Annotated in this window: 23 protein-coding genes and 1 riboswitch; of the genes, 10 read left to right on the forward strand and 13 right to left on the reverse strand. The window is 41.4% G+C overall.

Features of this window, described 5'->3' with window-relative positions:
* Positions 1 to 24: 24 nt before the first annotated feature.
* Positions 25 to 1332, reverse strand: a complete 1308-nt coding sequence (locus BFU02S_RS00855; RefSeq protein WP_066365291.1) for an ABC transporter substrate-binding protein — start codon at positions 1330 to 1332, stop codon at positions 25 to 27.
* 373 nt (positions 1333 to 1705) lie between these two features.
* Between BFU02S_RS00855 and BFU02S_RS00860 the strand changes: the two genes are divergently transcribed.
* Genes BFU02S_RS00860 through BFU02S_RS00870 form a run of 3 tightly spaced genes read left to right on the forward strand, consistent with a single transcriptional unit; the run spans position 1706 to position 5617 of the window.
* Positions 1706 to 3532 carry a sensor histidine kinase gene (locus BFU02S_RS00860; RefSeq protein WP_066365293.1) on the forward strand — a complete coding sequence of 609 codons (1827 nt, stop codon included), beginning with the start codon at positions 1706 to 1708 and terminating at the stop codon, positions 3530 to 3532.
* Positions 3529 to 4317 (forward strand): response regulator transcription factor, encoded by a 789-nt coding sequence (locus tag BFU02S_RS00865; RefSeq protein ID WP_066365295.1) that lies wholly within the window; start codon positions 3529 to 3531, stop codon positions 4315 to 4317. Before BFU02S_RS00860 ends, BFU02S_RS00865 begins: the two co-directional genes overlap by 4 nt.
* A 4-nt stretch (positions 4318 to 4321) precedes the next feature.
* Entirely contained in the window at positions 4322 to 5617 is a 1296-nt protein-coding gene (locus BFU02S_RS00870; RefSeq protein WP_066365296.1) for an ABC transporter substrate-binding protein, read from the forward strand.
* 54 nt (positions 5618 to 5671) lie between these two features.
* Here the strand turns inward: BFU02S_RS00870 and BFU02S_RS00875 are convergent, their stop codons facing one another.
* On the reverse strand, positions 5672 to 6064 hold the full coding sequence (locus BFU02S_RS00875; protein ID WP_066365298.1) for a globin domain-containing protein: 393 nt from the start codon (positions 6062 to 6064) through the stop codon (positions 5672 to 5674).
* A gap of 340 nt (positions 6065 to 6404) precedes the next feature.
* Positions 6405 to 6449, forward strand: a riboswitch (PreQ1 riboswitch).
* Between the two features lie 6 nt (positions 6450 to 6455).
* Here BFU02S_RS00875 and BFU02S_RS00880 point away from each other — a divergent pair.
* Both BFU02S_RS00880 and BFU02S_RS00885 read left to right on the forward strand, forming a co-directional pair.
* Positions 6456 to 6998, forward strand: coding sequence for a QueT transporter family protein (locus BFU02S_RS00880; protein WP_439950980.1), 543 nt, complete (start codon positions 6456 to 6458; stop codon positions 6996 to 6998).
* A gap of 131 nt (positions 6999 to 7129) precedes the next feature.
* The gene (locus BFU02S_RS00885) at positions 7130 to 7642 is read left to right on the forward strand and encodes a DinB family protein (protein ID WP_066365300.1); all 513 of its coding nucleotides are present in this window, start codon (positions 7130 to 7132) and stop codon (positions 7640 to 7642) included.
* 117 nt (positions 7643 to 7759) lie between these two features.
* Here BFU02S_RS00885 and BFU02S_RS00890 read toward each other — a convergent pair whose 3' ends face one another.
* From BFU02S_RS00890 to BFU02S_RS00930, 9 genes are read right to left on the reverse strand one after another with little or no spacing between them, the layout of a single operon-like run.
* Positions 7760 to 7939, reverse strand: coding sequence for a 2-hydroxymuconate tautomerase family protein (locus BFU02S_RS00890; protein ID WP_066365302.1), 180 nt, complete (start codon positions 7937 to 7939; stop codon positions 7760 to 7762).
* Positions 7940 to 7990: 51 nt separating this feature from the next.
* Positions 7991 to 8791: a 2-keto-4-pentenoate hydratase gene (locus tag BFU02S_RS00895; protein ID WP_439950981.1), complete on the reverse strand. Its 801-nt coding sequence runs from the start codon at positions 8789 to 8791 to the stop codon at positions 7991 to 7993.
* Between the two features lie 27 nt (positions 8792 to 8818).
* A complete protein-coding gene (locus BFU02S_RS00900) occupies positions 8819 to 9598 on the reverse strand; it encodes a 2-keto-4-pentenoate hydratase (protein ID WP_066365303.1) in 780 nt (259 codons plus the stop codon).
* Positions 9599 to 9653: 55 nt separating this feature from the next.
* Complete coding sequence (locus BFU02S_RS00905; protein WP_066365304.1) at positions 9654 to 11114, reverse strand: aldehyde dehydrogenase; 1461 nt, start codon at positions 11112 to 11114, stop codon at positions 9654 to 9656.
* A 12-nt stretch (positions 11115 to 11126) separates the two neighbouring features.
* Positions 11127 to 11588 carry a RidA family protein gene (locus tag BFU02S_RS00910; RefSeq protein ID WP_066365306.1) on the reverse strand — a complete coding sequence of 154 codons (462 nt, stop codon included), beginning with the start codon at positions 11586 to 11588 and terminating at the stop codon, positions 11127 to 11129.
* Positions 11585 to 12604, reverse strand: a complete 1020-nt coding sequence (locus BFU02S_RS00915; protein ID WP_066365308.1) for an amidohydrolase family protein — start codon at positions 12602 to 12604, stop codon at positions 11585 to 11587. The genes BFU02S_RS00910 and BFU02S_RS00915 overlap by 4 nt, the downstream gene beginning before the upstream one ends.
* Positions 12589 to 13137: a 3-hydroxyanthranilate 3,4-dioxygenase gene (locus tag BFU02S_RS00920; RefSeq protein WP_066365309.1), complete on the reverse strand. Its 549-nt coding sequence runs from the start codon at positions 13135 to 13137 to the stop codon at positions 12589 to 12591. Before BFU02S_RS00920 ends, BFU02S_RS00915 begins: the two co-directional genes overlap by 16 nt.
* 20 nt (positions 13138 to 13157) lie before the next feature.
* Positions 13158 to 13715, reverse strand: coding sequence for an NADPH-dependent FMN reductase (locus BFU02S_RS00925; protein WP_066365311.1), 558 nt, complete (start codon positions 13713 to 13715; stop codon positions 13158 to 13160).
* A gap of 27 nt (positions 13716 to 13742) precedes the next feature.
* Complete coding sequence (locus BFU02S_RS00930; protein WP_066365314.1) at positions 13743 to 15221, reverse strand: 4-hydroxyphenylacetate 3-hydroxylase family protein; 1479 nt, start codon at positions 15219 to 15221, stop codon at positions 13743 to 13745.
* 205 nt (positions 15222 to 15426) lie between these two features.
* Between BFU02S_RS00930 and BFU02S_RS00935 the strand changes: the two genes are divergently transcribed.
* Positions 15427 to 16050, forward strand: coding sequence for a Crp/Fnr family transcriptional regulator (locus BFU02S_RS00935; protein ID WP_066365316.1), 624 nt, complete (start codon positions 15427 to 15429; stop codon positions 16048 to 16050).
* 22 nt (positions 16051 to 16072) lie between these two features.
* Here the strand turns inward: BFU02S_RS00935 and BFU02S_RS00940 are convergent, their stop codons facing one another.
* Positions 16073 to 16687 (reverse strand): Crp/Fnr family transcriptional regulator, encoded by a 615-nt coding sequence (locus BFU02S_RS00940; RefSeq protein WP_066365385.1) that lies wholly within the window; start codon positions 16685 to 16687, stop codon positions 16073 to 16075.
* Between the two features lie 232 nt (positions 16688 to 16919).
* Here BFU02S_RS00940 and kynU point away from each other — a divergent pair, with 232 nt between their 5' ends.
* The 4 genes from kynU (at position 16920) to kynB (ending at position 21181) form a co-directional block, all read left to right on the forward strand.
* On the forward strand, positions 16920 to 18206 hold the full coding sequence (gene kynU, locus BFU02S_RS00945) for a kynureninase (RefSeq protein WP_066365319.1): 1287 nt from the start codon (positions 16920 to 16922) through the stop codon (positions 18204 to 18206).
* Positions 18207 to 18270: 64 nt separating this feature from the next.
* Positions 18271 to 19683, forward strand: a complete 1413-nt coding sequence (locus BFU02S_RS00950; protein WP_066365320.1) for an amino acid permease — start codon at positions 18271 to 18273, stop codon at positions 19681 to 19683.
* An 11-nt stretch (positions 19684 to 19694) separates the two neighbouring features.
* Positions 19695 to 20537 (forward strand): tryptophan 2,3-dioxygenase, encoded by an 843-nt coding sequence (gene kynA / locus BFU02S_RS00955; protein ID WP_066365322.1) that lies wholly within the window; start codon positions 19695 to 19697, stop codon positions 20535 to 20537.
* A 20-nt stretch (positions 20538 to 20557) separates the two neighbouring features.
* Positions 20558 to 21181, forward strand: a complete 624-nt coding sequence (gene kynB, locus BFU02S_RS00960; RefSeq protein ID WP_066365324.1) for an arylformamidase — start codon at positions 20558 to 20560, stop codon at positions 21179 to 21181.
* A gap of 146 nt (positions 21182 to 21327) precedes the next feature.
* Here kynB and BFU02S_RS00965 read toward each other — a convergent pair whose 3' ends face one another.
* The gene (locus BFU02S_RS00965; RefSeq protein ID WP_066365326.1) at positions 21328 to 22206 is read right to left on the reverse strand and encodes a LysR family transcriptional regulator; all 879 of its coding nucleotides are present in this window, start codon (positions 22204 to 22206) and stop codon (positions 21328 to 21330) included.
* Positions 22207 to 22300 lie beyond the last annotated feature (94 nt).

Raw genomic sequence — 22300 nt, forward strand, 5'->3', positions numbered from 1 at the left:
TCTCATGTTTGATTCGATTTCACATTATTCTTGATGGCTTTTATAATAAGACTCTAAGAATTTTGCCAAGTCCTTTCTGGATTCTTGTTTTCCGATATATTTTTGTACTTCAGGGCCGATGATGGTAGACCAATCTGACGGGTTGATATAGTTCGTACTGAATGGCATTGTCTTATTTTGGGCAATTGCATTACTGATTGCAACACCAAGCGGGTTCGTTACTTTGTTCGGATTATTTTTGAAAGCGGAAATAATTTGTGCTTTATTGACAATAAAGTCTTGACCGGCTTGATTGTATACAAGCCAATTTAAGAATTTCTTGGCGGCATCCTGCTGCGCTTTGGTAGCCTTTTTATTGATCACTAAAACTTGTGTTGGTCCAACGGCAATTTTATTGTTAAGCGGATTATCCGGATTATTGTCAACAGGAACTGGCATAAATCCAAAGTTATCGCCCGCAACGGCTTTCAATGAGTCAAAGGCCCAGTCACCATTGAACAGGATCGCAGAATCCCCTTTACCAACTGCCACATGGGCTGCATCGTAGTATTGGCCAAGCGGACGATCGCCGTATTTGTTGTATGTTTTAGAGGTTAAAAGATTCAATGTATCGTAATATCCGTTCCACACTGCATTTTTCGTAAGATCCATCTTGCCGGCTTTGAGTTTATCCAAAATGACGTTAGGGTCACTGTCCTGATCCAGGAAGAGAGAACTGTAATGGTTCCCGACCGACCAGAATTCTGTCTGATAGGAAACAGGATACTGAACACCGGATGCCTTTATCTTGTCTAAAAGGGCTTTCAATTTATCTTGCGTATTAACAGAGAACGGATCAAATTTTCCTCCTGTTGCTTTCTCCACTACCTTTTGGTTATATACCAACCCCATCCCTTCTACTGCAAATGGAAACCCGATCACTTTGCCGTTTGCGTCTTTCAGTGCATAAGTGGTCTCAGCATTCCATTTTTCGTTTGACAAATCCATTCCGACATCTTTGTATTTATGCACAGCACTATAGGGATCAAACATAGCAATTGTAACCGTTTTCCCAGAAGCGGTGAGTTTATCATACATATTCAATGTATCTCCAACAGCGCTCGATTTGACGTCAACGTGAATATTTGGGTTCGCTTTCATAAAATCCTTTGCTGCTTGCTTAAACTGAGCATCAATTTCACCTTTGCCGTTTGTAACGATGATATTAACCGGTGAATCAGAGCTTGCTGCATTTCCCGATGTTTTCCCGCTACACGCAGCAAGTGACATGGTTAAAGCGGCGGCCGCACCAACAAGTGTTGATTTTTTAAGCAAAGCTTTAAAATTTACCATTTCATCATCTCCTTTTCGTTTTTTTGTACTTTCTCTCTTATATCTAAAATTTTAGTTGTTTTGAGTAATTATGAAACAGCTTACATTGACCAAAAGGGTGGAAAATATTGAACTTATTAGAAAAGCACGTGGTCCCTTGGGCAGCCCCGACAGGCAAATGTTCTTTAGCAGTAAAAGTCTGGTTTTTGGAATTTTACTGATTCTGGCTTTTGTCCCGAGGGGCTAGGCGCTGGAGCTGGACAATTTTCGAAGTCGAAATTTTAAGACAAATATCGAATGAGAAAGAAATCGAGTTATGTTACAATATTGATAATTTAAAAGGAGGCAAGTTAGTTTCGGGTTATTTGGACCCGGCTATCAAAACAAAGCAACGATGAGAACGGGATGGAGTATTCGTAAAAAGCTGATCATTTTACTATTCGTTGCAACTGTGCTCCCATTTGGAAGTTCAATTGCGATTACCTATTTTCAAACAACAAAGTCGCTCAATAACCGCTTTGTTTCTACCAATCATGATTTAATTGATAAAGGGGAAGAAGAACTGTCCGTTTATTTGGACGATGTTGCACAAATTTCATCGGTTCTCTACCGATATACTCCCTTTATGAACGTCATGAGGGATGGGATCTCTGAAGACTTGGATACGAATCAGGACGATGTCCGCCAGGCCCTTGCCTACCTGTTCAACACCCGTCCCGAAATTGAACAAATGCATCTTTACATTCATAACGGAAAAGATTCTTATACGATCTACCATTCTACCATCAGCGGCAGGGGCAAATATGAAAATATTTTATCACAAAGCTACTATGCCAAATTAATCAAGTCAAACAGCTTTTCCATCATTGAACCGCCGCATGAAATATATAGTTATAACAATATGTCTTTCATTCCTAATTCAGAAAAAAAGAAAGTATTAAGTTTCCACAATATCTTAAGAGACGTTCCATCGGACAGATTACTCGGTTTCCTTTCCATTGATATTAATCTATCCAAGATCAGTGCGATTGCTGACCGTTTATATACAAAAGGTGAAGAAGATCTCTATATAATGGATCAAAACGGGACGGTGATCTACTCTTCGGATCAGAAGGAAATTGGAGAACAAAATAATTATCAGTGGTTTGAACGAATAAAGCATGAACCACATACATCGAAAAGTCTGGCATGGAAGGATCCGCATTTTAATGGTGTGATCGTCTATGATAAGTTCCCTGCCCCCTATAAAGGCTGGTATATAGTAAAACGAATACCTTACAATGTCCTTTATCAGAGTGCTAGAGAAACCGCTCTAATCAATATTGTGATTGGTATGACCACCTTGATCATCGTCTTAATCGCCACATTAGCCGTATCGGTAAAGATCACCGCCCCTATAAAAGTATTAAATACCAATATGAAACGGGTGGAAAAAGGCGATTTTGCAGCCGACTTTGATTCGCTGGGAAACGATGAAATCGGCATGCTGGGAAGAACCTTTAAGTCGATGATTGCCAAAATCAACGAATTAATTGAGCGGGAATATGTCCTTGAGATTGAAAACAAGGCATCACAGCTAAAAATGCTGCGCTCACAAATTAATCCGCATTTTTTATATAATGCTCTTCAGTCAATCGGAACATTGGCCCTAAAGTCCAATGCTACCCAGGTCTATACGTTGCTGACATCTTTAGCCGTTATGATGAGATACAGCATGAACGTGAAGGAAGATATCGTCACTTTTGCGGCAGAGATCAAGCATGTCAAATCTTATCTATTATTGCAAAAACAGCGCTTCTCAGAACAATTTGCGTATGAACTGGACATTGAAAAAGAAGTGGAACACATTCTTGTGCCAAAAATGATTTTGCAGCCGATCATTGAGAATTGCTTTAAACATGGGCTTGATCAACCTATTGATCAAGCCATGATTAAACTTATGGCAAAGCGAAAAGAAAACGGCAATTTAAGCATCTGTGTTATGGATAACGGAATAGGTGCCAATGAAGAAAAGCTCGAACAAATCCGCCGTCAATTATTCCATGGCGCAAGTGTTGAGGCACAGAAAAGTGAAGCGATCGGCTTAAAAAATATTTATGACCGCTTGCAAATCTATTATCGTCATCAGGCAAAAATGTCTGTTGAAAGCGTTGAAGGATTGGGTTTTACTGTTAATATCGAAATTCCAAACGCTATTGATTTGGAGGTAGAGCATAAATGAAGGTATTAATTGTTGATGATGAACAGCATGTTCGCGAAGGAATTAAGCTGCTTGGAGAATGGATAGAGAATGGGATTACCGATATCTATGAGGCAGAGAACGGAGAAGAGGCCATTGCCCTAATTCAATCCTATGAGCCGGAGATTATTTTTTCCGATATGAAAATGCCCAAAATGGATGGAACCGGGCTCTTGGAGTGGATGAAAGAACATCAACCAAACCGCAAAACGATCGTAGTTACCGGATACGATGATTATCATTATATGCGCAAGGCTATTCATTTCGGCAGCTTCGACTATCTATTAAAGCCCATTGATCCGGAAATGTTAAATCAAACACTAGAAAAAGCAGTTTCTGAATGGAAGAGGGAAGAAGCTGATCGGAAACGTACAGAAAGCATAATGAAGCATGCCACTTTGGAAAAGCAGAACATCAGGACTTCCGGCACTGTTGAAGTACAGTCGCATCCAAATATCATTTATGAAATCGAAAAATATTTACAAGAAAACTTTGACCATGAAGTCAAACTCCAGGAAATATCGGAGCATTTTTACCTTAGCAGAGAATATATTTCCAGGAAGTTTAAACAGGAATTTAATGTGAATATCTCTGACTACATTGTAAAAATCCGGCTTGAAAAGGCAAAATCCTTGTTAAAAAACAGCCAGTTGAAAGTTTATGAAATTGCTAATATTATTGGCTATCAAGATGACAAATATTTTCGTAAGGTATTTAAAAAGGTTGAAGGAATCACTCCAAATGAATACCGGGCTCGAGGGGAATAACAACATGCCGATGAAAAACTATTCATTCACCGCCTTTGCTATTTCCCTATTGCTGCTTTTCACTACGGCTTGTGCCAAAGACAGTAATACCGGCTCACCGGAAAATCATCAAAGTAATAATAAAATTATCATCCATATTTTACAAGGTAAATTGGAAATTGCGGACCAATTAAAAGCATTAACGGACCAATATACAAGAGAACATCCAAATGTTATCTTTAAAATTGAAACGGTAGGTTTTGGCGCAGACAGCGAGGGAGCATTAAAAGCTGAATTTGCTTCAGGTAAGCCGCCCGATATTTTTACTAGTGAAGGTTATCAAAATGCTTATATATGGAAGGATCAATTAGAAGATTTATCGGACCAGCCATGGGTAAAAGATGCCTATCCAGAAGCATTACAACCAATGACGATTGACGGTAAAGTTTTAGGACAGCCGATTAATTTGGAAGGTTATGGATTTATTTATAATAAAGCATTATTTAAAAAAGCACATATTACGAAGCTTCCAAAAACATTTACTGAGCTTGAGGCCACAGCGAAAAAGCTGAAATCCGCGGGAATCACACCATTCTCAATAGCATATGCAGAATGGTGGGTATTAGGGAACCATGGTCTGAATGTTCCATTCTCCTATGCGCAAACGGAAAATCCAAACTTCATTCCAGGCTTAAATTCCGGAGCGACTAAAATAACGGGCAACCAATATTTTGATGATTATTTTAAACTATTGGATTTAACGATAAAATATGGAAATCAAAATCCATTAACAACTGACTACAATACCGAGTTAAACCAGTTTGCCAAAGGCCAAACAGCGATGATACAACAAGGAAACTGGGTTCAACCCATTCTTGATAAGCTCAACCCCAATATGGATGTTGGCTTTATTCCAATGCCGCTCAACAGTAACACTAACCAAACCGATCAATTAATGGTAGGTGTCCCGAGCAACTGGGTGATCTATAATAAAGCACCTGAATCACATAAAAAGTACGCAAAGGATTTCTTAAATTGGATGGTTTCATCAAAAGAAGGCCAAACCGCATTAACAAAAGACTTTAAATATATTCCAGCCTTTCAAAACATTGAGGCAAAACCAGAAGACATTGGACCTTTAGGTGCTGATCTAGAGCAATATATAAAAGCAGGAAAAACGTATTCCTGGCAGTTTATGAAATACCCTGATGGTGCAGGCCAGGCATTCGGCGCCGCCCTGCAAGCCTATATTGCAGGGCAAAAATCAAAGGATGAAACAGAAAAAGCCTTAGATGCAATATGGGTCAAGTTAAAAAAGTAAAGAGCTTGCCAAAAAACGAGGATAAGAACATTTAGTTTATATCCTCGTTTTTTATTACTCTTTATCTGGAGTATTTACCATAATCCCGGCAACTTGGGTTAAACGGTCATAAAAAGCTTGGCCGGCAGGAATTTGATCCAGACCGATTTCCTGAAAGGCTTCCTTCATGCAGCGCAGCCAGGCCTTTGCTCTTTTCGGTGTCACTTCGTGCGGCATATGACGTGCCCTCATGGCAGGTGGTCCGAATTCCATGCTGTATAGCGGCGGTCCCCCTAAAAATTGCGACAGAAACATGCGCTGTTTTCTTTTTATTTCTTCTATATCCCCTTGAAATATCGGAATTAAATCTTGATCAGCATATACTCTTGGGTAAAAGGCATCGACAAGCTTATCAATAGTTTCCTGTCCGCCGATTTCTTCATAAAGTGTTTTGAAGCTGTATTCCATCTTTTTTCACCATCCTTTTTTATATTTCCCCCTGTTTTGAATTATAATGGTTATTTGACTTCTGCCTTGTGATGTTCATCACACGACTCTCCGGTCATATGAATATTATTTTAACATTGTTTTCAGTTTTCAAGAACCTGGAATGAGTTTTTTTGACTTCGAGAATTGTCTAGCTCCAGCGCCTAGCCCCTCGGGACAAATAACCTTCTGCACTAAAAGTCCAAAGGCAGACTTTTAGTGCAGAACATTTGCCCGTCGGGGCTGACCAAGGCGCTTGCGCTTTTCTTATTCCATAAAAATACATTTGACTGATGTTTTGGTTTATTTTAGCATATAACTTTGTATAGTGGTTCGAGAGCCTCCCACTAAAAAAAACTAAGGAGAAGTTAAAATGGAAAAAATAAATAACTCACTAAGCGTAGACCGTGTACCTGCTAAGCCAAGAATTGGCGTGCGGGAACTTGTTGTCAACGGAATTGTCGCAGCCCTTTATATTGCTGTTTCGGCGATCATTCAGCCATTCGGCTTTACCCAAGTACAATTCCGGGTTTCAGAGCTGTTTAATCATTTGATTGTATTTAATAAAAAGTATCTTTACGGCATTATATTAGGTGTGTTTTTAACGAATTTGTTCTTTTCTCCAATGAGAGCATACGATCTAATTTTCGGCGTTGGGCAGTCTTTGATCGCCCTTCTGATCACGATATTGTGCTCTCGTTTTATAAAAGAAATATGGACGAGAATGGTCATCAATACGGTTGTGTTTACCTTCACCATGTTCTTTATTGCCCTTGAACTACACCTTGCCTTTCACCTGCCATTTCTTTTCACATGGCTGACAACCGCAGCTGGTGAATTTGTAGTTATGGCTGTTGGTATGCCGATTATGTATATAATCAACAAAAGCGTTAAATTTGATAAATTAATGAAGTAAACGAATGAGCCGCTCCAAGTGTAAAGGGGCGGCTCTTTTTCACGTCTGATTAATGTAAATATTTTGGCTAATGTGATAGGATGGTTGTGACACACTAGCTCTTTATTTTTTAATAGAAAGGAAGGAATACGATGCTTCAACGTCCTATGCAAAATGAGTATCCTGAATACTATGTTCCGTATGTTTCATTAGTCCCAGATGGAGATTTGTTAACGATTTTAAAGGAAAATCTAGAAAAGGTAATTACCCTTTTTGAAAGCATTTCTGAAGCTGATGGAAGTTTCCGTTATGAACCGGGGAAATGGAGTATTAAAGAAGTACTTGCCCATATAACAGACACAGAAAGAGTAATGAGCTACCGCCTGCTTCGCATTGGCCGCGGTGACCAAACACCATTAGCCGGATTTGACGAGAACCTATTTGTAAAGGGCTCACAAGCAGAAAAACTCCCATTGAAACAAATCCTAGCCGACTTCATAGCAACACGTAAAGCTTCCATCACCCTAATAGAAAACATGCCAGATACAGCCTGGGAAAACAAAGGCATTGCCAACAACACAGAAATCACCACCAGAGCCATCGCCTACATCCTCACAGGCCACGAAATGCACCACCGCAACATCATTACAGAAAGATACCTTTAATGGTGTCAGGCACCACTCGTGGACATTTGTCCATCTGGGGTGGACAATCATCTGCTTAGTAATAGGAAACGGCCCGGTTTTTGAATGCAACAGGGCCGTTTTTCTATTATTAAATGCCTATCCCTTTGTAACCCCACCGGTTCCCCAGTAGTTTTTGGGAACCGTCTGGACAATTACACGGACTTGTTCTGGTTTTACCTGAAGGCAGTGCACAGTCGATTTGGTTAACTCTGCGATTAAGTTTCTTATTTGTTCATCTGTTCTTCCTTCTAATATTTGTACTTGAATGATTGGCATATTTTTCTCCAAAATTACTTTTTAATATGTAAAATAACACATAGCCTATAGCTATGTGCGGGCTTTGCAGGAAAAAGAAACGCTGCCTAATTCAGCAAATTGAGCAACAATTGTGTCATGTGGCTCAAAAGGAATCGCTTCTGAAATGGCTCCACTAAGGATAATATCTCCTTTTTTAATTCCTTTGCCAATTTCCCCTAGCTTGTTGACTGCCCAGGCTACTGACGCTGCCGGATGTCCCATGACCGCTGCACCAGAACCTGTTTGTGCAACTTCCCCATTCTTTGACATAACCATCCCGATTTCTGCCAGGTTCAGTGTTTTCGCACATATCCACTTACTTCCTATTAAAAAACGCGAAGAGGAGCAATTATCGGCGACCACATCAGCCAAGGTGAACTTAAAGTTTACATAACGGCTGTCAATAATTTCGATAGCCGGCGCTACATATCTGGTCACACTTAAAACATCCTCAACAGTGATGTTCGTTCCCTGTAAATCTTCGCCAATCATGAAAGCAATCTCCGGTTCCGCTTTTGGATGGATAAACTGTGCAAAGTCTAAAGGCTCCCATTCCAAAGCAAGCATATCATCGGTTAAATAGCCATAAATTGCTTCGTGGACCCCCATCATCTCCTGTTTGGCCTTACTTGTGAGGCCAAGCTTCAAACCAATCCGACGTGCTCCACCTTTCTCCCTCTTTTGAATCAATTTTTCCTGAATCGCATATGCCTCTTTCAAACTCAAATTCGGATACCGTTCCGTTACCTTTACCACTTCACGCCGATCTTTTTCAGCAGCAAACAAATATTCAACAATTTCCAAATCTGCACCACTAGCTATTGGCACCATTCACACCCCCAAATATTCTATAAAAATTTAAACAAAAGTAACGGAAACCGATCCAAGAGTGCCAAATTGTGCTTGAATATGATCCCCTTTCTTCACAGGCACAGCCGCTGACAATGCACCGGGAAGAATTAACTCCCCAGCTTTTAGGGAAATATCAAATTCAGCTAATTTATTGGCTAGCCAAGCGACAGCTTGGGCTGGATGTCCTAACGCGGCAGCTCCTGAACCTGTTGCGGTGATTTCTCCATTTCTATAAAGCACCATTCCAGCCGTCCGAAGATCGACTCCAGCAATTTCTGTTACTTGAGTGCCGACTACCACTTTGGCAGAAGAGCCGTTGTCCGCTACCGTATCGGCTAATTGAATCTGCCAATCAGCAATACGGCTGTCAATAATTTCAAGCACGGGTGTTACATATTTGGTTGCCATCAAAACATCCAAATAGGTCACATTCGGCCCCTTTAAATCTTCGCCAAGGATAAAACCAATTTCAGCTTCGATTTTCGGACTAATAAACTCGTTGATATGGACAATACTATCATCGGCAATCTTCATGTCATCAAGCAGATGCCCATAATCGGGTTCACTTACACCAAGCATTTTCTGCATGGCAATACTGGTCAGTCCAACCTTCTTGCCAATTACTTTACGCCCTTCACTCAGCTTTTGATCCTTCACTTGCAGCTGAACAGCATACGCATCCTCTACAGTTAATTCCGGATATTGCTGTGTGAAAGGGGCAATAGGCCGTTTTGTGCGCTCCGCTTCAAAAAGGTCTCTTGCCAGTGTTTCAATTAATCGATTCATATACTCACTTCCTTTGGAACTGTTATTCTCGTACCGAAGCACCGTGTTTCTTCTATTATAATTTCATCGTAATTGTTTTTGCCTCCGTGTAAAACTCAAAGCTGTGACGGCCTCCCTCACGTCCGATACCGCTCGCTTTGGCTCCACCAAAAGGAGTTCTCAAATCCCGGTAATACCAGCAGTTAATCCAGAATAATCCGGAATTGACACGAGATGCCACACGATGCGCACGGCGCAAGTCATTTGTCCAAACAACTCCTGCAAGCCCGTAAACCGAATCATTTGCAATTCGCACTGCCTCTTCTTCCGTTTTAAAAGGAATAACGACTAATACAGGACCGAATATTTCTTCCTGTGCTACCTTCATTTTATTATCCACATCATAAAGAACTGTTGGTTCATAGAAATTTCCGTCTCCAAGTTCAGTCATTCTATTTCCGCCGATAGCGAGTTTTGCACCTTCGGCAATGCCGATTTTTACATATTGATCAACTGTTTCCAAATGGCTTTTTGAAACCAATGCACCCATATCTGTATCTTCACTTAAAGGATCACCAACTTTTATCTTTCGAACGGCGTCAACAAATTTTTCAAGGAACAAATCATAAATGCTTTCTTCCACAAGCAAACGCGAGCCTGCCAGGCAAATTTCACCTTGGTTTCTAAAAATCGCATCAATCGATCCAGCTACCGCTTCATCTAAATCGGCATCCGCAAAGACAATATTGGCAGACTTGCCACCTAGTTCAAGCGAAACAGGTATAAGCTGTGAAGCGGCATTTTGCATGACTGTCCGACCCGTCATACTGTCACCGACAAAAGAAATCCTCCTTACAGAAGGATGCTTAGTCATTGCGGTACCGGCTGTTCCCCCCGGCCCGGTAATAATATTTAACACACCAGGCGGCAACCCTGCTTCATTGGCAATTTCACCAAGCATGACTGCACTAAGAGGAGTATAGGAGGCAGGCTTAACCACTACCGTGTTGCCGGCAGCCAATGCTGCTGATGCTTTCCAAGTCATCTGCATGAACGGAAGGTTCCACGGAATAATTAAGCTGGTCACTCCCGCTGGTGCGTACTTGGAGTATGACATATATTTGGCCTGATCATAGTGCTCATGATGAAGATAATTTGCCATTTCAGCAAAAAACCTGAAGTTTGCCGCAGCCCTTGGAATATCGAAGCCTCGGCTTTCTTTAATCGGTTTGCCAACATCTAGTGTTTCAACAAAGGCCAATTCCTCTAGTCGTTCCATCACCAGGTCAGACATTTTACATAAGATCTTGGAACGCTCCTCAACAGGCATTTCACTCCATATACCGCTTTCAAATGTTCGCTGTGCCGCTTCAATGGCCTCGTTCACATCCTGTGCACTTGCTTTGGCAACTGATGCGAGCTTTCGGTTTGTCGCAGGATCAATGGTATCAAAAGTCTCCCCTGATAAAGCATCTTTATATTCTCCATTAATAAACAGCTTGGCGTCTTTAATGACTTGCTGCTGTGTCAGATTCATCGAAAAAGCCTCCTATTCTTCTATTTCTACGATCATTTCTACTTCCACTGCATTATTGTTTGGGAGCTGCGCCATTCCTACTGCAGACCGCCCATGTCTGCCGATCTCGCCAAAAACCTGAACGAGTAAATCTGAGGCGCCGTTCATCACTTTCGGCTGTTCGGTAAAATCGGGCGCACTGTTGACAAAACCCAGTATCTTCACGATCCGTTTCACCTTGCTAAGGTCGCCAATTTCATGTTTGATTACACTCAACAGGTTTAACATACATTGCCTTGCCGCAAGATATCCGGTTTCAACGGATACATCCTTCCCAAGTGTGCCGCGATATTCATCTGTTCCCTGCCCGGATGTGAAAATTAAATTTCCCGTTCGAACACAGCTTACATAATTTCCTGCTGCCGGTCGAAGCGGGGGCAATGTTAGCCCCAGCTCCGCCAATCTTTCTTCTGGCGTTTGAATGGTATTTTTCATGATTTCCCTACCCCGGCTTTTACTGGAATGTTTAAAAATCTTAGTGCATTCATGCCGAGCATCGCATCTGTCTCGTCTTTCGAGAGCCCAAGCGTTTCATCGATCACCTTTCCAGGCGGTACTTCCCTTAATAGAAACGGATAATCCGATCCCATTAATATACGTTCGTGCCCAAAAACCTCCAATAAGTATTTAAGGTTAATAGAATCATTCACCAAAGAATCGAAATAGAAATTCTTCGCATAATAACTTGGAGGCTGGTCGAGCAGGCGTAAATGCGGCCATACCTTCCATCCTTTATCAAGACGCGGCAGTAAATAGGGCAATGAGCCGCCGCCATGGGCAAAGCAAATTTTTAATCTTGGGAATTTTTCAATGACACCGCCTAAAATAAGGCTCGCCCCAGCCAGTGCTGTTTCACTCGGCATTCCAACCGTGTACATCAAATTGTGCCGTGGCATCCGCTCTTTCCCAAGGGTTTCCCATGGATGAATAAACAGTGGCACTTCCCACTTTTCTGCCATGGCAAAAAACTCAATTAACGATGGATCATCCAGATTGTTATCGTTTACATTCGTACCAATCTCAATTCCGCTTAATCCGAGTTCATGCATGCAGCGGTCCATTTCACGAATCACGGTTTCGGTATCCTGGAGCGGTACCGTTCCTAAACCAATAAATTTATCTGGATATTGCCTGACCGTATCAGCAATAAAATCATTCTGAATCCGGGCGAGCATTTCTGCCTGTTCTGCAGGTGCCCAATAGGAGAAGGTAACCGGAATGGGGGATAGTACCTGCATATCGACCGCTTCCCGCTCCATATCCTGAATCCGTTTCTCGGGGCTCCACACCTGTTCCGTTACTTCCCGGAATACCTTTCCGGCCACCATAATATTAGCACCGCAGGCACAAGTACGTTCGAGCTTAGGCAATTTTTCACCGGTTAAGTGCTTAGTCAGTTCCGTGAAATCTTCCGGAATGATGTGCGTATGGAAATCTACTCGCATTTCCATTCACTCGCTTCCGGCGCCATCACATGTCCGCACTGCTCACATGTTCTTAAATCCAAACTGCCATTAAATTCAGCGATTGCTTCTTTTACCTGTACTTCAATATTCGTTAATTGAATGGTAACCCGGTGCAGCTCATGGTCACAATTGTCGCAGAACCAAACGAAATCCTCTAACTCGCCTTTGGCACGATTACGTTCGATGACGAGGCCGATCGTATCTGCCACACGATGCGGTGAATGCGGGACATTAGCCGGGAGATGAAACATTTCTCCTTCCTTTACTTCTACCACTTCACGCTTGCCTTCTTGATTGATTACTTCAACATAGCAGCTTCCTTTAATTTGGTAGAAAATCTCTTCGGAAGGATCCACATGGAAATCACGACGCTTATTTGGTCCCCCCAATAGCATCACCATCAACTCGGCATCTTTCCAGATGACTTTATTGTTCACTGGCGGTTTTAACTGATCCTTATTTTCCTCAATAAATTTCATTAGATTAATTGGCAAGAATTGAGTCTTTGTCTTCTCCATCACTACTTCTCCCTTCATTATTACTTACTAATTTTCTCAAATTCAGCTTTAAACGATGTTTGCATTAGCACAACTTCCTCTGCCAAGCGTGAGATTCTCTCAAGCAACTCCTTGGAAACGATTTCATTTTCCTGGTTAAAATGTTCACTATTCGCATAAACATAGCTCGGGGCGACAAATGCACGGAAGAAACCGGCAATCGGTTTTAATTGATTTTCAACTACTAAATAATGCTGATAAGTGCCGCCATTTGCGACAAATCCCATCACCTTATTTCTAAAATCGGCAGGGTTGATTAAATCAAATAAGTTTTTTAACACTCCAGGGATGGATCCTTGGAAAATAGGAGTGCCAATAATATAAAAATCAGCAGCAGAAACATTTTCAATTACCGTCCTAGTATCTTCGGAATAAGTAGATGGATGACGTCCGTCACAAAATTGCACATCATAATCCATCATATCTAGATATTCCACTTCGATTTCCGGATGAATTTTTTTTACTTCATCCAGTACTTTTCTTACAAGAATCCCCGTTTTCGCTCCGATGATTGTCCCGGAAATCCCCAACAGTTTCAAAGATTTCACTCCTTTGACACTTAAATTCTATTTTGTTAACAATTCTTTCTCCAGTACACTGACTTTCAATGCTTCGTCGACTAAATCAAGGGAATGCTGGCGCTTGTAATTGTTATAAAAAATCGCCCGTTTGCGGATTGGATCCCCTGTATAATAACGCTCATATTGCAGCAATCGCTGTCCGAAGGCTTCACCGCATAAATCCCATGCAAGCTTAAAGATACTGACACGATCGAAGGATGATACTCCTTCTCTGCCAACATAATAATGATCAATGGCTTCCCGTAATTCCTCATTTACAAAATCTGCCCCGGTTGGTGACATTAACAGACCGCCGGCACCCACAATTTGCATGACTTCAATCGCCCTTGGATACATTGTCGGCAGCAAGCCCCGAATCGTTTCAAGCGGAATATAGGCTGGAAGCGCTTCCCCGTGCTCCGTGATTGTATATTCAATCTCCGCTGTCCTGAGCAATGCCCTGATCGATTCAAGTGACTGAATAAGCTCGCCAAGTTGATCCTGAACGTTTAAATAAACATCTACACCGATAGAATCCGCCAATTTCATAGCCACTTCCACGGCAAATTGCAATTTGATCAAACCTCTTACCCCGGATTGATGAGCCGGCTGCTGCCCCGCACCTGTCATTGGATACAATTGATTTGCCGCTTCAACATTGTTATATAAAAAGACACGATCCCATGGAACCACCACATCATCAAAAACGAGTAATGCATCCATTTCCTCAAATCGGGAGGCAAGCGGATGATCAAAGAGAGAACGAGTTCCATCCTGCATTTGTTCGCGGCAAATGATCCTTAGCCCTGGTGTGTCGATTGGCAGTGCAAATGCCAGAGCATAACGCTCATCGCCAGGTTTAAAGCCAGGGAAAGAATAAATAATCACTTCATCTGTAATCGGTGCCAGCGTTGCCAGCATTTTGGCCCCTCTTACGACTAAGCCCTCTGGAGTTTCCTTCACAGCCCCAAGATGAGTATATATATCTTTTTGCTCATGAGATGACTTACTGCGGTCATTTTGCGGATTGATAATGGCATGGGTTAAAAATAAGTCATTACCACGAAGATATTTATAATAGTTCCGGATATTTACAGCCCAATCTTTGTTATACTTTTCAAAAAACCAGGAATTATAGTACATTGAAGTCACAACGACATTTAAAAAGTCCGGTGTTCTGCCCATCAGGCCAAATGTTGCTCTGGCAAATACTTCAAAGACTTCCCGGCGTTTCATTAAATCGTCATAGCTTTTTGGTACCAAAAAGGCATTATTGACTCTTTCGCCTGTTTCTTCACATATATGTGTAATCCGCTCCTGATACTTGGGATCGTGCTGCATATCATATAGCTTGGCAATTTCCAAAATGGGTTGCTTGAAAACTGGTTCATCAAATAAATTGGTTACTTTTCTACCTTGCAGCCATACTTCAGGTTTTCGTGATTTTAATCCTTGAATGTACTGCGCGCCTGTTCTAATCCCCATTGTGCTGCCTCCTTTTATCAATCTTATAACTGAATTGTATTACGTTGTTTCAGAAAGAACTGTAGTCTAGTTAACATATTTCCGCATAAAATTCAGATAAGTCCAAAGAATCAAATTAATCGTAGAAATTTATTGTAATTTCCACTATGATAAATAGTGATTCACAGTTTAATACTGCCTAAATTCTTTAAGGGAGGTTTATCGTTTGGTAACCCTTTATGAACATGTCTTTAATTGGGATGCTTATTTGGGATTTGGGTCAAGGCAATTTTTCAAACGAAAACAATGTATATATGCCCAAGGGACCATAGGGGACGGATTTTATTTTCTTCATCAAGGGCTGGTGAGAATTGTGAGTACAAACGCAGCCGGAAAGGAACGAATGTTAAACATTGTCATTCCAAACCAACTGCTAGGGGTTCAATCTATGGACAAAAAGCAGCATTTTACCACAGCCATCGCCGTCACAGATTCGATTGTCTATCATTTTCCCTGTGATAAATTTAAAGAACTGATCAAAGCACATCCGGAATTGCTAAAACTATTTTCGCGAACCGTTATTCATAAAATGCGCATTCTTTTGGACCGGATCAATTTGGATACGCTTACATCTGAACAAAAAATAGCATTTCTCCTTTACAATGTTTGTTATGAATTTAAAAACTTTGAAGTTCCCATCAACCAGCATGATATCGCTAGCTGTACAGGTTTAACACGAATCACTGTGTATAAGGTGCTTAAACAATGGCAGGAGAATGGCATTGTTGAAATTATGAACAAAAAATACTTTATTAAAAAACCAGATTTCCTTAGAAACCTGGTCAAATAAAACCTTCTTTATCTCATGCTGGTTAAACGTTATGGGCAATTGCTTTGATTTTTTCAAAATTAAGAATCACAATTTGGCGGTTTTTTACTGCAATGTATTGTTGTTGCTTCCATTTCTGAATGACTTTATGGACTGTAATCCGGTTGGCACCTAAATATTTCGCAAATAAGGTTTGATTCATGGAAGCGTTTCTGTTTTCTTCAACAAGTTTTAATAAAAAATAGGCCATTTGCTGCTCTATCGGGCTTTCCATAAGCGAGATCATTTCCGCTATAATCCTAAATTTATAGATTAGCGAGTCCGTAAAGATTGCTGCCGCCTCCGGATGCTCTTGATAAAGGGCAAAAGCCATCTCATCCGAAAAGAAATAAATAACTGATGGGCAAGCCGCTGTTGCGCTAGTTAAATATGGTTGTCCATCAACACCATGTTCGCCAAAAAGCATCCCTGCCGGTACGACATTAATAATCCGTTCATGGCCTTTATCGGAGAGAAGTATAATATTGACTTCACCAGACCCTAAATAATAAAACCCTTTCCCCTGTTCTCCCTGGCGGTAGATCAGCTTATTTTTTTCTACTTCACTCCGTATGCCGTATTGTAAAAAAGATTTCCACCTGTAGCGAAGGTCTTTCATACGATCACCCTTCTGAAAAAATTTTTTAACATCCAAGTTGAAACAACCTGAGGTGGGAAATATGCTTGGCAATAGTTATTCTTACTACGAATATAGCATTAATTTTTTGCTCATTCCAAGCTAGATGACGATATAAGATTATTAATTTTCTGAATTGTGTTGTTGACACCCTCTCAAATTCCCTGATATGATTTTCCTTGATTTATAAAACGGTGAAAAAAGGAGGATCAAGATGAGTTTAAAAAGCTTTCAACCAACATTGGAATATGCACAGCAATTGGACAGACTAGATACTCTCCGGTCATTTCGTGAGGTATTTTACTTAAAATCCAATTCCATCTACATGGACGGAAACTCTCTCGGGCTTCTCTCAAAGAGGGCAGAATGGACTCTTCTAGAAGTATTGGAAGGCTGGAAGGAATATGGAATTGACGGCTGGACCAAAGGAAAGTACCCATGGTTTGATCTGTCGGAGAAATTGGGAGCTTTAATGGCGCCATTAGTGGGAGCAGCTGCGAATGAAGTGATTGTAAGCGGTTCCACAACTGTCAATCTTCACCAACTTATCGCCACTTTTTATCAGCCCGAAGGAAACCGCTGCAAAATACTTGCAGATGAACTTAATTTCCCAACCGACATTTATGCCATCCAAAGCCAGCTGATGATCCAAGGGTTTGATCCCGATACTCATCTAATCAGGGTGAAAAGCAGGGACGGAAGGTTTATAGAGGAGGAGGATATTATCGCCGCGATGACGGATGAGATCGCATTGATTATTTTGCCAACGGTACAGTATCGCAGCGGACAAATTCTTGATATGAAACGATTAACGGCCGAAGCTCATAAACGCGGCATTCTAATCGGATTTGACGGTTGTCATTCCATTGGGGCAATTCCCCATTCATTCAGCGAATGGGACGTTGACTTTGCCTATTGGTGCAACTACAAATACTTAAATGGCGGCCCTGGTAGTGTCGGCGGCTTATATGTCAATCGTAAACATTTTGGAACTAAACCTGGGCTTGCCGGCTGGTTCGGTTCGCGAAAAGACAAACAATTCGATTTGGAACATATCTTCACACCGGCAGATACAGCGGGAGCTTATCAAATGGGGACCCCGCATGTGTTAAGCCTGGCACCGTTAATCGGCTCGTTAGAAATTTTTAATGAAGCCGGTATTGAAAATATCCGGAAAAAGTCCCTTCACATTAATCAGTACCTTATGGACCTTATTGAACATGAACTGGATGGTATGGGCTTTGTCATTGGAAATCCGAGAGAAGACCACCGCCGCGGCGGCCATGTCAGTCTTGAACATCAAGAGGCAGCCCGCATTTGTAAGTCTTTAAAGGAAAACGGCATCATTCCCGACTTCCGGGCGCCGAATATAATCCGCCTGGCACCCGTTGCCCTCTACACCTCCTATGAAGAAGTTTGGCATGTAGTGCAAACATTGAAAACAATTATGACCGAAAAGCAATATGAGAAATTTGCGAATGAACGCGAAGTAGTGGCTTAACGTCAAATAAGGCCCGACGTTCCAAAAAATCAAGCCTTTATCGGCATAGGAAAGGAATGAATGTATGGGGAACAATCAAACGGTAAATAGATCTGAAAAGGGATTAAATCGGGAGTTGAAAACGGGGCAGCTAACGATGATTGCAATGGGCTGCGCCATTGGGACAGGACTTTTCTTGGGGAGCGGCCTTGCCATTCAAACAGCAGGTCCAGGTGTTTTAATCAGTTATGCCATCGGTGCCTTTATTGTCCTCTTGTTAATGGGCTGTTTGGCGGAGATGACGGTTGCACACCCGGCATCAGGCTCATTTGGTATCATCGCTGACAAATACCTTCACCCGATGGCAGGCTTTCTTGTCCGCTATTCCTACTGGATTGCCAATGTTCTGGCAGTAGGGGTGGAAGTAAGTGCGATTGCCGTCTATATGAAATATTGGTTTCCCAATGTTCCGGGTATTGTTTGGATATTGCTTTTCGGTGCCTTGCTGATTTATGTGAACGCTATGAGCGTCAACACCTTTGCTACTTTTGAATATTGGTTCTCCATGATCAAAATAAGTGCCATTATTGGTTTCATTATTCTTGGATTATACGTGTTAGTTGGAACATCGGGCCACCCACATATGGGGGCACAGAATTATGTCAACAATCATGGATTTATGCCGTTTGGCTTTAAGGGGGTGTGGATTGCCATCTTCGTTTCCCTCTTTAGCTTTATCGGAACCGAGCTTGTTGCCGTTACGGCTGGTGAGGCGAAAGATCCAGATGTTGCTGTCTCAAAAGCATTAAAAGCCACTGTCTTTCGATTGTCTACTTTCTATGTCTTGACTCTCGCCATCATGTTAATGATTGTACCTTGGAAAATGGCAGGAGTGGACAAAAGCCCATTTGTAAAAGTTATGGAAATTCTAAACATCCCTGGTGCTTCCGGTATCATGAATTTTATCATTCTAACAGCTGCACTATCGGCTATGAACAGCCAGCTATACGCCTCTACCAGAATGGTTTTTTCGTTATCGCGCAGTCAATTTGCCCCAGCTGTTTTTGGCAAATTAAATAAACGAGGTGTTCCGGGGCCAGCGCTTGCCGTTTCTACAATTGGGATTGTTCTAGCTGCAATTGCCAGCGCTGTATTCCCTAATTCCTCCTATGCCTTTATGATGGGAATTTCAATGTTCGGGGTATTATTTACATGGCTCATGGTATTTATATCTCATTTATTTTTCCGAAAAACATGGGAAAAGTCGGGCGGCCGCAAACTGCCGGTCAGAATGATTGGCTTTCCCTATTTAACAATTATTGGAATGATTCTTCTTCTTAGTTTGATGTTAACTACTTGGTTGACCGATTTCAAGATTATGCTTCAGTTTGGAATTCCGTGGCTCTTATTTTTATGTGTGGCGTATTTTCTTTTTAGAAAACGAAATGCCGCCCAACAGGAGTCGATTTCGATAATTGATGAACATGTAAAAAATTAGGGGGTATAACAATGGATGTAAAAAATCAAACAATGCCGCTTGAACAAGAAATTCAAACAGACTTTCACAAGGAAATGTCATATGGAGATTATCTTCACCTTGATAAAATATTGTCAAGCCAGCACAGGCTTTCCGACCACCATGATGAAATGCTATTTATTATTATTCACCAGACGAGCGAGTTATGGATGAAACTGATTATACATGAATTAAACGCAGCCATTCAGTGCATCCGCTGCAACGATTTAGAACCTTCGTTTAAAATGTTGTCGCGGGTTTCTCGTATTCAACAGCAATTGATCCAATCGTGGAGCGTTCTTTCTACCTTGACGCCGTCAGAGTATATGCAGTTCCGTGATAAGCTTGGCCATTCATCCGGATTCCAATCCTACCAGAACCGGCTGATTGAATTTGCTCTTGGAAACAAAAACGCTCATACACTGGCAGTCTATCAGCATCAGCCCGAATTATATGCAGAGCTTCAGGATGCACTTCATAAACCAAGTATTTATGATGCCGCAATCGCCGCTCTCGCGACCCATGGTTTATCGGTTGACGAAAATGCCCTAAACCGGGATTGGTCGCAAAACTATGAGCCAAATGCCAGTGTGGAAGCAGCTTGGCTGACTGTCTATCGGAACCCTAATCAATACTGGGATTTATATGAGCTGGCTGAAAAACTTGTCGATATTGGCAACCAACAGCAATTATGGCGCTTTAATCATATGACCACGGTAGAAAGAATTATTGGTCATAAGAAGGGAACGGGCGGTTCTTCCGGTGTTTCCTATTTAAAGCGAGTTCTTGACCAGCAATTCTTTCCAGAATTGTTTAGTTTGCGAACCAAACTTTAATAGTGGAGGCCAAAGCTCTTATGAAAACTTGGATAGACATTTCACAAAGGCTGGACCAGAATATTGCGGTTTGGCCCGGCGATACCCCATTTTCTTATAAAGTGAATTGGAGCAAAGAGGAGAGCGGTTCTGTTAATGTCGGACAAATTACGATGAGCACCCATACCGGTACACATATCGATGCGCCTTTTCACTTTGATAATGATGGAAAAAAAGTAATCGATTTGGACCTCGATTTATATATCGGTAAGGCAAAGGTAGTTCATCTGCCAAACCCTTCTTGTATCGGGATGAAGGAATTGGAAAATTTAGATTTAAAAGATGTTACCCGGTTATTAATTCGGACGGATGTCTGGAAGGACCGGAGGGTGTTTCCTGCAGAGATTCCTGCCATTGAACCTGAATTAGCATCCTATCTTTCGGAACTTGGCATTCGACTGATTGGCCTGGATTTACCTTCGGTTGACCCACTTGAAAGTAAAGAACTCCCGGCACACCATCAACTAACAAACTACGGAATCCATATATTGGAGGGATTAGTGTTGGATGAGGTGCCACCTGGGGATTATGAATTGGCAGCCCTGCCGCTCCCACTAGTCGAAGCTGACGGCAGCCCAGTACGTGCTGTTTTGCGGAAAATTTAATTGGTGTCAGGCACCGCTCGTGGACACTTGTCCATCTGGGGTGGACACTACTCCAATAATAACAAACGGCCCGATTTTTTCATTTTGTTTGGGCCGTTTTCTTTTCATTAATTGAGATCAAAGCAAAACTATGTTTTAGCCATTTCCTATAGTCGGTAGTTGGAGATGAATTTTAGGAACTCCTTTTGTTTAGAATGATTATATTTCATAATGGCGTAGGTGTTTGCTTCCGGCAAATGAATGGATTGGCAATTTACTTCTAACAACCTGCCCTCCAACAGCTCCCTCCTGACCGTTGATGTCGGTAGAAAGGAAACACCTAAGCCCTCTACAATAAATCTTTTCGTTATATGAATCTGTGATACTTTCAACATTCGTACACTTGGATACTTATTTTTTACAGACTTGCATAGCACATCCCAATAGCCGGGATGATTATGGGTTAACAAATAATTGGAGGTCAGTACCTCCTCCTCATCCAATGGCGGTGCTGATTCTGCGTCTCTGCCGTCATGCGGCGCTACCAGAATAACAGAATCCTTATATAACAGGTCACATAGCAAATCTGGATGATGGCTGTTTAAGCAGGACAATCCTAAATCTACTTCTTCTCGTAAAATTGCCCCTTCAATTTCGATTGAATCGATAATTTTAACCGTGATCTCTACCTCAGGATGCTGCTTTGTATAGCTTTTTAATACGAAAGGCAGGATGGTATCAGCAATAAGAGGTGAAATCGCCAACGTTAATTTGCTTGTATAGCCCTGACTAAAGGAATTTAAATCCTCCATGCCCCTCTGATAAATCTCAATCAATTTTTTAGCATGAACTAAATACCTCTGCCCCGCCTCAGATAGTTTAACTTTTTTCCCTTCACGCTCAAATAATTGAACCCCAAGTTCGGCTTCTAATTGTTTAATATGAACCGTTACTGAAGGTTGTGAAATAAATAAAATCTCCGCAGCTCGTCGGAAATTCCCGCACTCTGCAGCCGTAATAAAGGTAGTAAGCCACTGAAATTCCATAGTTCCTCCATTATTAAAAATAGTAATCAATCACTTTAAATATATTCAATATTCTTAATTACATTTATTTTATAAAATAAGATTAAGAAAAGAA

Origin of the sequence: Neobacillus fumarioli NBRC 102428 (genome assembly GCF_001591485.1) — a bacterium.
GTDB lineage: Bacteria > Bacillota > Bacilli > Bacillales > Cytobacillaceae > Neobacillus > Neobacillus fumarioli.

Bases quoted from the DNA above. Each gene is read 5' to 3' on its own strand.
- BFU02S_RS00855 (WP_066365291.1), bottom strand. From the start codon at position 1,332: ATGGTAAATTTTAAAGCTTTGCTTAAAAAATCAACACTTGTTGGTGCG.
- BFU02S_RS00860 (WP_066365293.1), top strand. From the start codon at position 1,706: ATGAGAACGGGATGGAGTATTCGTAAAAAGCTGATCATTTTACTATTC.
- BFU02S_RS00865 (WP_066365295.1), top strand. From the start codon at position 3,529: ATGAAGGTATTAATTGTTGATGATGAACAGCATGTTCGCGAAGGAATT.
- BFU02S_RS00870 (WP_066365296.1), top strand. From the start codon at position 4,322: ATGCCGATGAAAAACTATTCATTCACCGCCTTTGCTATTTCCCTATTG.
- BFU02S_RS00875 (WP_066365298.1), bottom strand. From the start codon at position 6,064: ATGGAATACAGCTTCAAAACACTTTATGAAGAAATCGGCGGACAGGAA.
- BFU02S_RS00880 (WP_439950980.1), top strand. From the start codon at position 6,456: ATGGAAAAAATAAATAACTCACTAAGCGTAGACCGTGTACCTGCTAAG.
- BFU02S_RS00885 (WP_066365300.1), top strand. From the start codon at position 7,130: ATGCTTCAACGTCCTATGCAAAATGAGTATCCTGAATACTATGTTCCG.
- BFU02S_RS00890 (WP_066365302.1), bottom strand. From the start codon at position 7,939: ATGCCAATCATTCAAGTACAAATATTAGAAGGAAGAACAGATGAACAA.
- BFU02S_RS00895 (WP_439950981.1), bottom strand. From the start codon at position 8,791: ATGGTGCCAATAGCTAGTGGTGCAGATTTGGAAATTGTTGAATATTTG.
- BFU02S_RS00900 (WP_066365303.1), bottom strand. From the start codon at position 9,598: ATGAATCGATTAATTGAAACACTGGCAAGAGACCTTTTTGAAGCGGAG.
- BFU02S_RS00905 (WP_066365304.1), bottom strand. From the start codon at position 11,114: ATGAATCTGACACAGCAGCAAGTCATTAAAGACGCCAAGCTGTTTATT.
- BFU02S_RS00910 (WP_066365306.1), bottom strand. From the start codon at position 11,588: ATGAAAAATACCATTCAAACGCCAGAAGAAAGATTGGCGGAGCTGGGG.
- BFU02S_RS00915 (WP_066365308.1), bottom strand. From the start codon at position 12,604: ATGGAAATGCGAGTAGATTTCCATACGCACATCATTCCGGAAGATTTC.
- BFU02S_RS00920 (WP_066365309.1), bottom strand. From the start codon at position 13,137: ATGGAGAAGACAAAGACTCAATTCTTGCCAATTAATCTAATGAAATTT.
- BFU02S_RS00930 (WP_066365314.1), bottom strand. From the start codon at position 15,221: ATGGGGATTAGAACAGGCGCGCAGTACATTCAAGGATTAAAATCACGA.
- BFU02S_RS00940 (WP_066365385.1), bottom strand. From the start codon at position 16,687: ATGAAAGACCTTCGCTACAGGTGGAAATCTTTTTTACAATACGGCATA.
- kynU (WP_066365319.1), top strand. From the start codon at position 16,920: ATGAGTTTAAAAAGCTTTCAACCAACATTGGAATATGCACAGCAATTG.
- BFU02S_RS00950 (WP_066365320.1), top strand. From the start codon at position 18,271: ATGGGGAACAATCAAACGGTAAATAGATCTGAAAAGGGATTAAATCGG.
- kynA (WP_066365322.1), top strand. From the start codon at position 19,695: ATGGATGTAAAAAATCAAACAATGCCGCTTGAACAAGAAATTCAAACA.
- kynB (WP_066365324.1), top strand. From the start codon at position 20,558: ATGAAAACTTGGATAGACATTTCACAAAGGCTGGACCAGAATATTGCG.
- BFU02S_RS00965 (WP_066365326.1), bottom strand. From the start codon at position 22,206: ATGGAATTTCAGTGGCTTACTACCTTTATTACGGCTGCAGAGTGCGGG.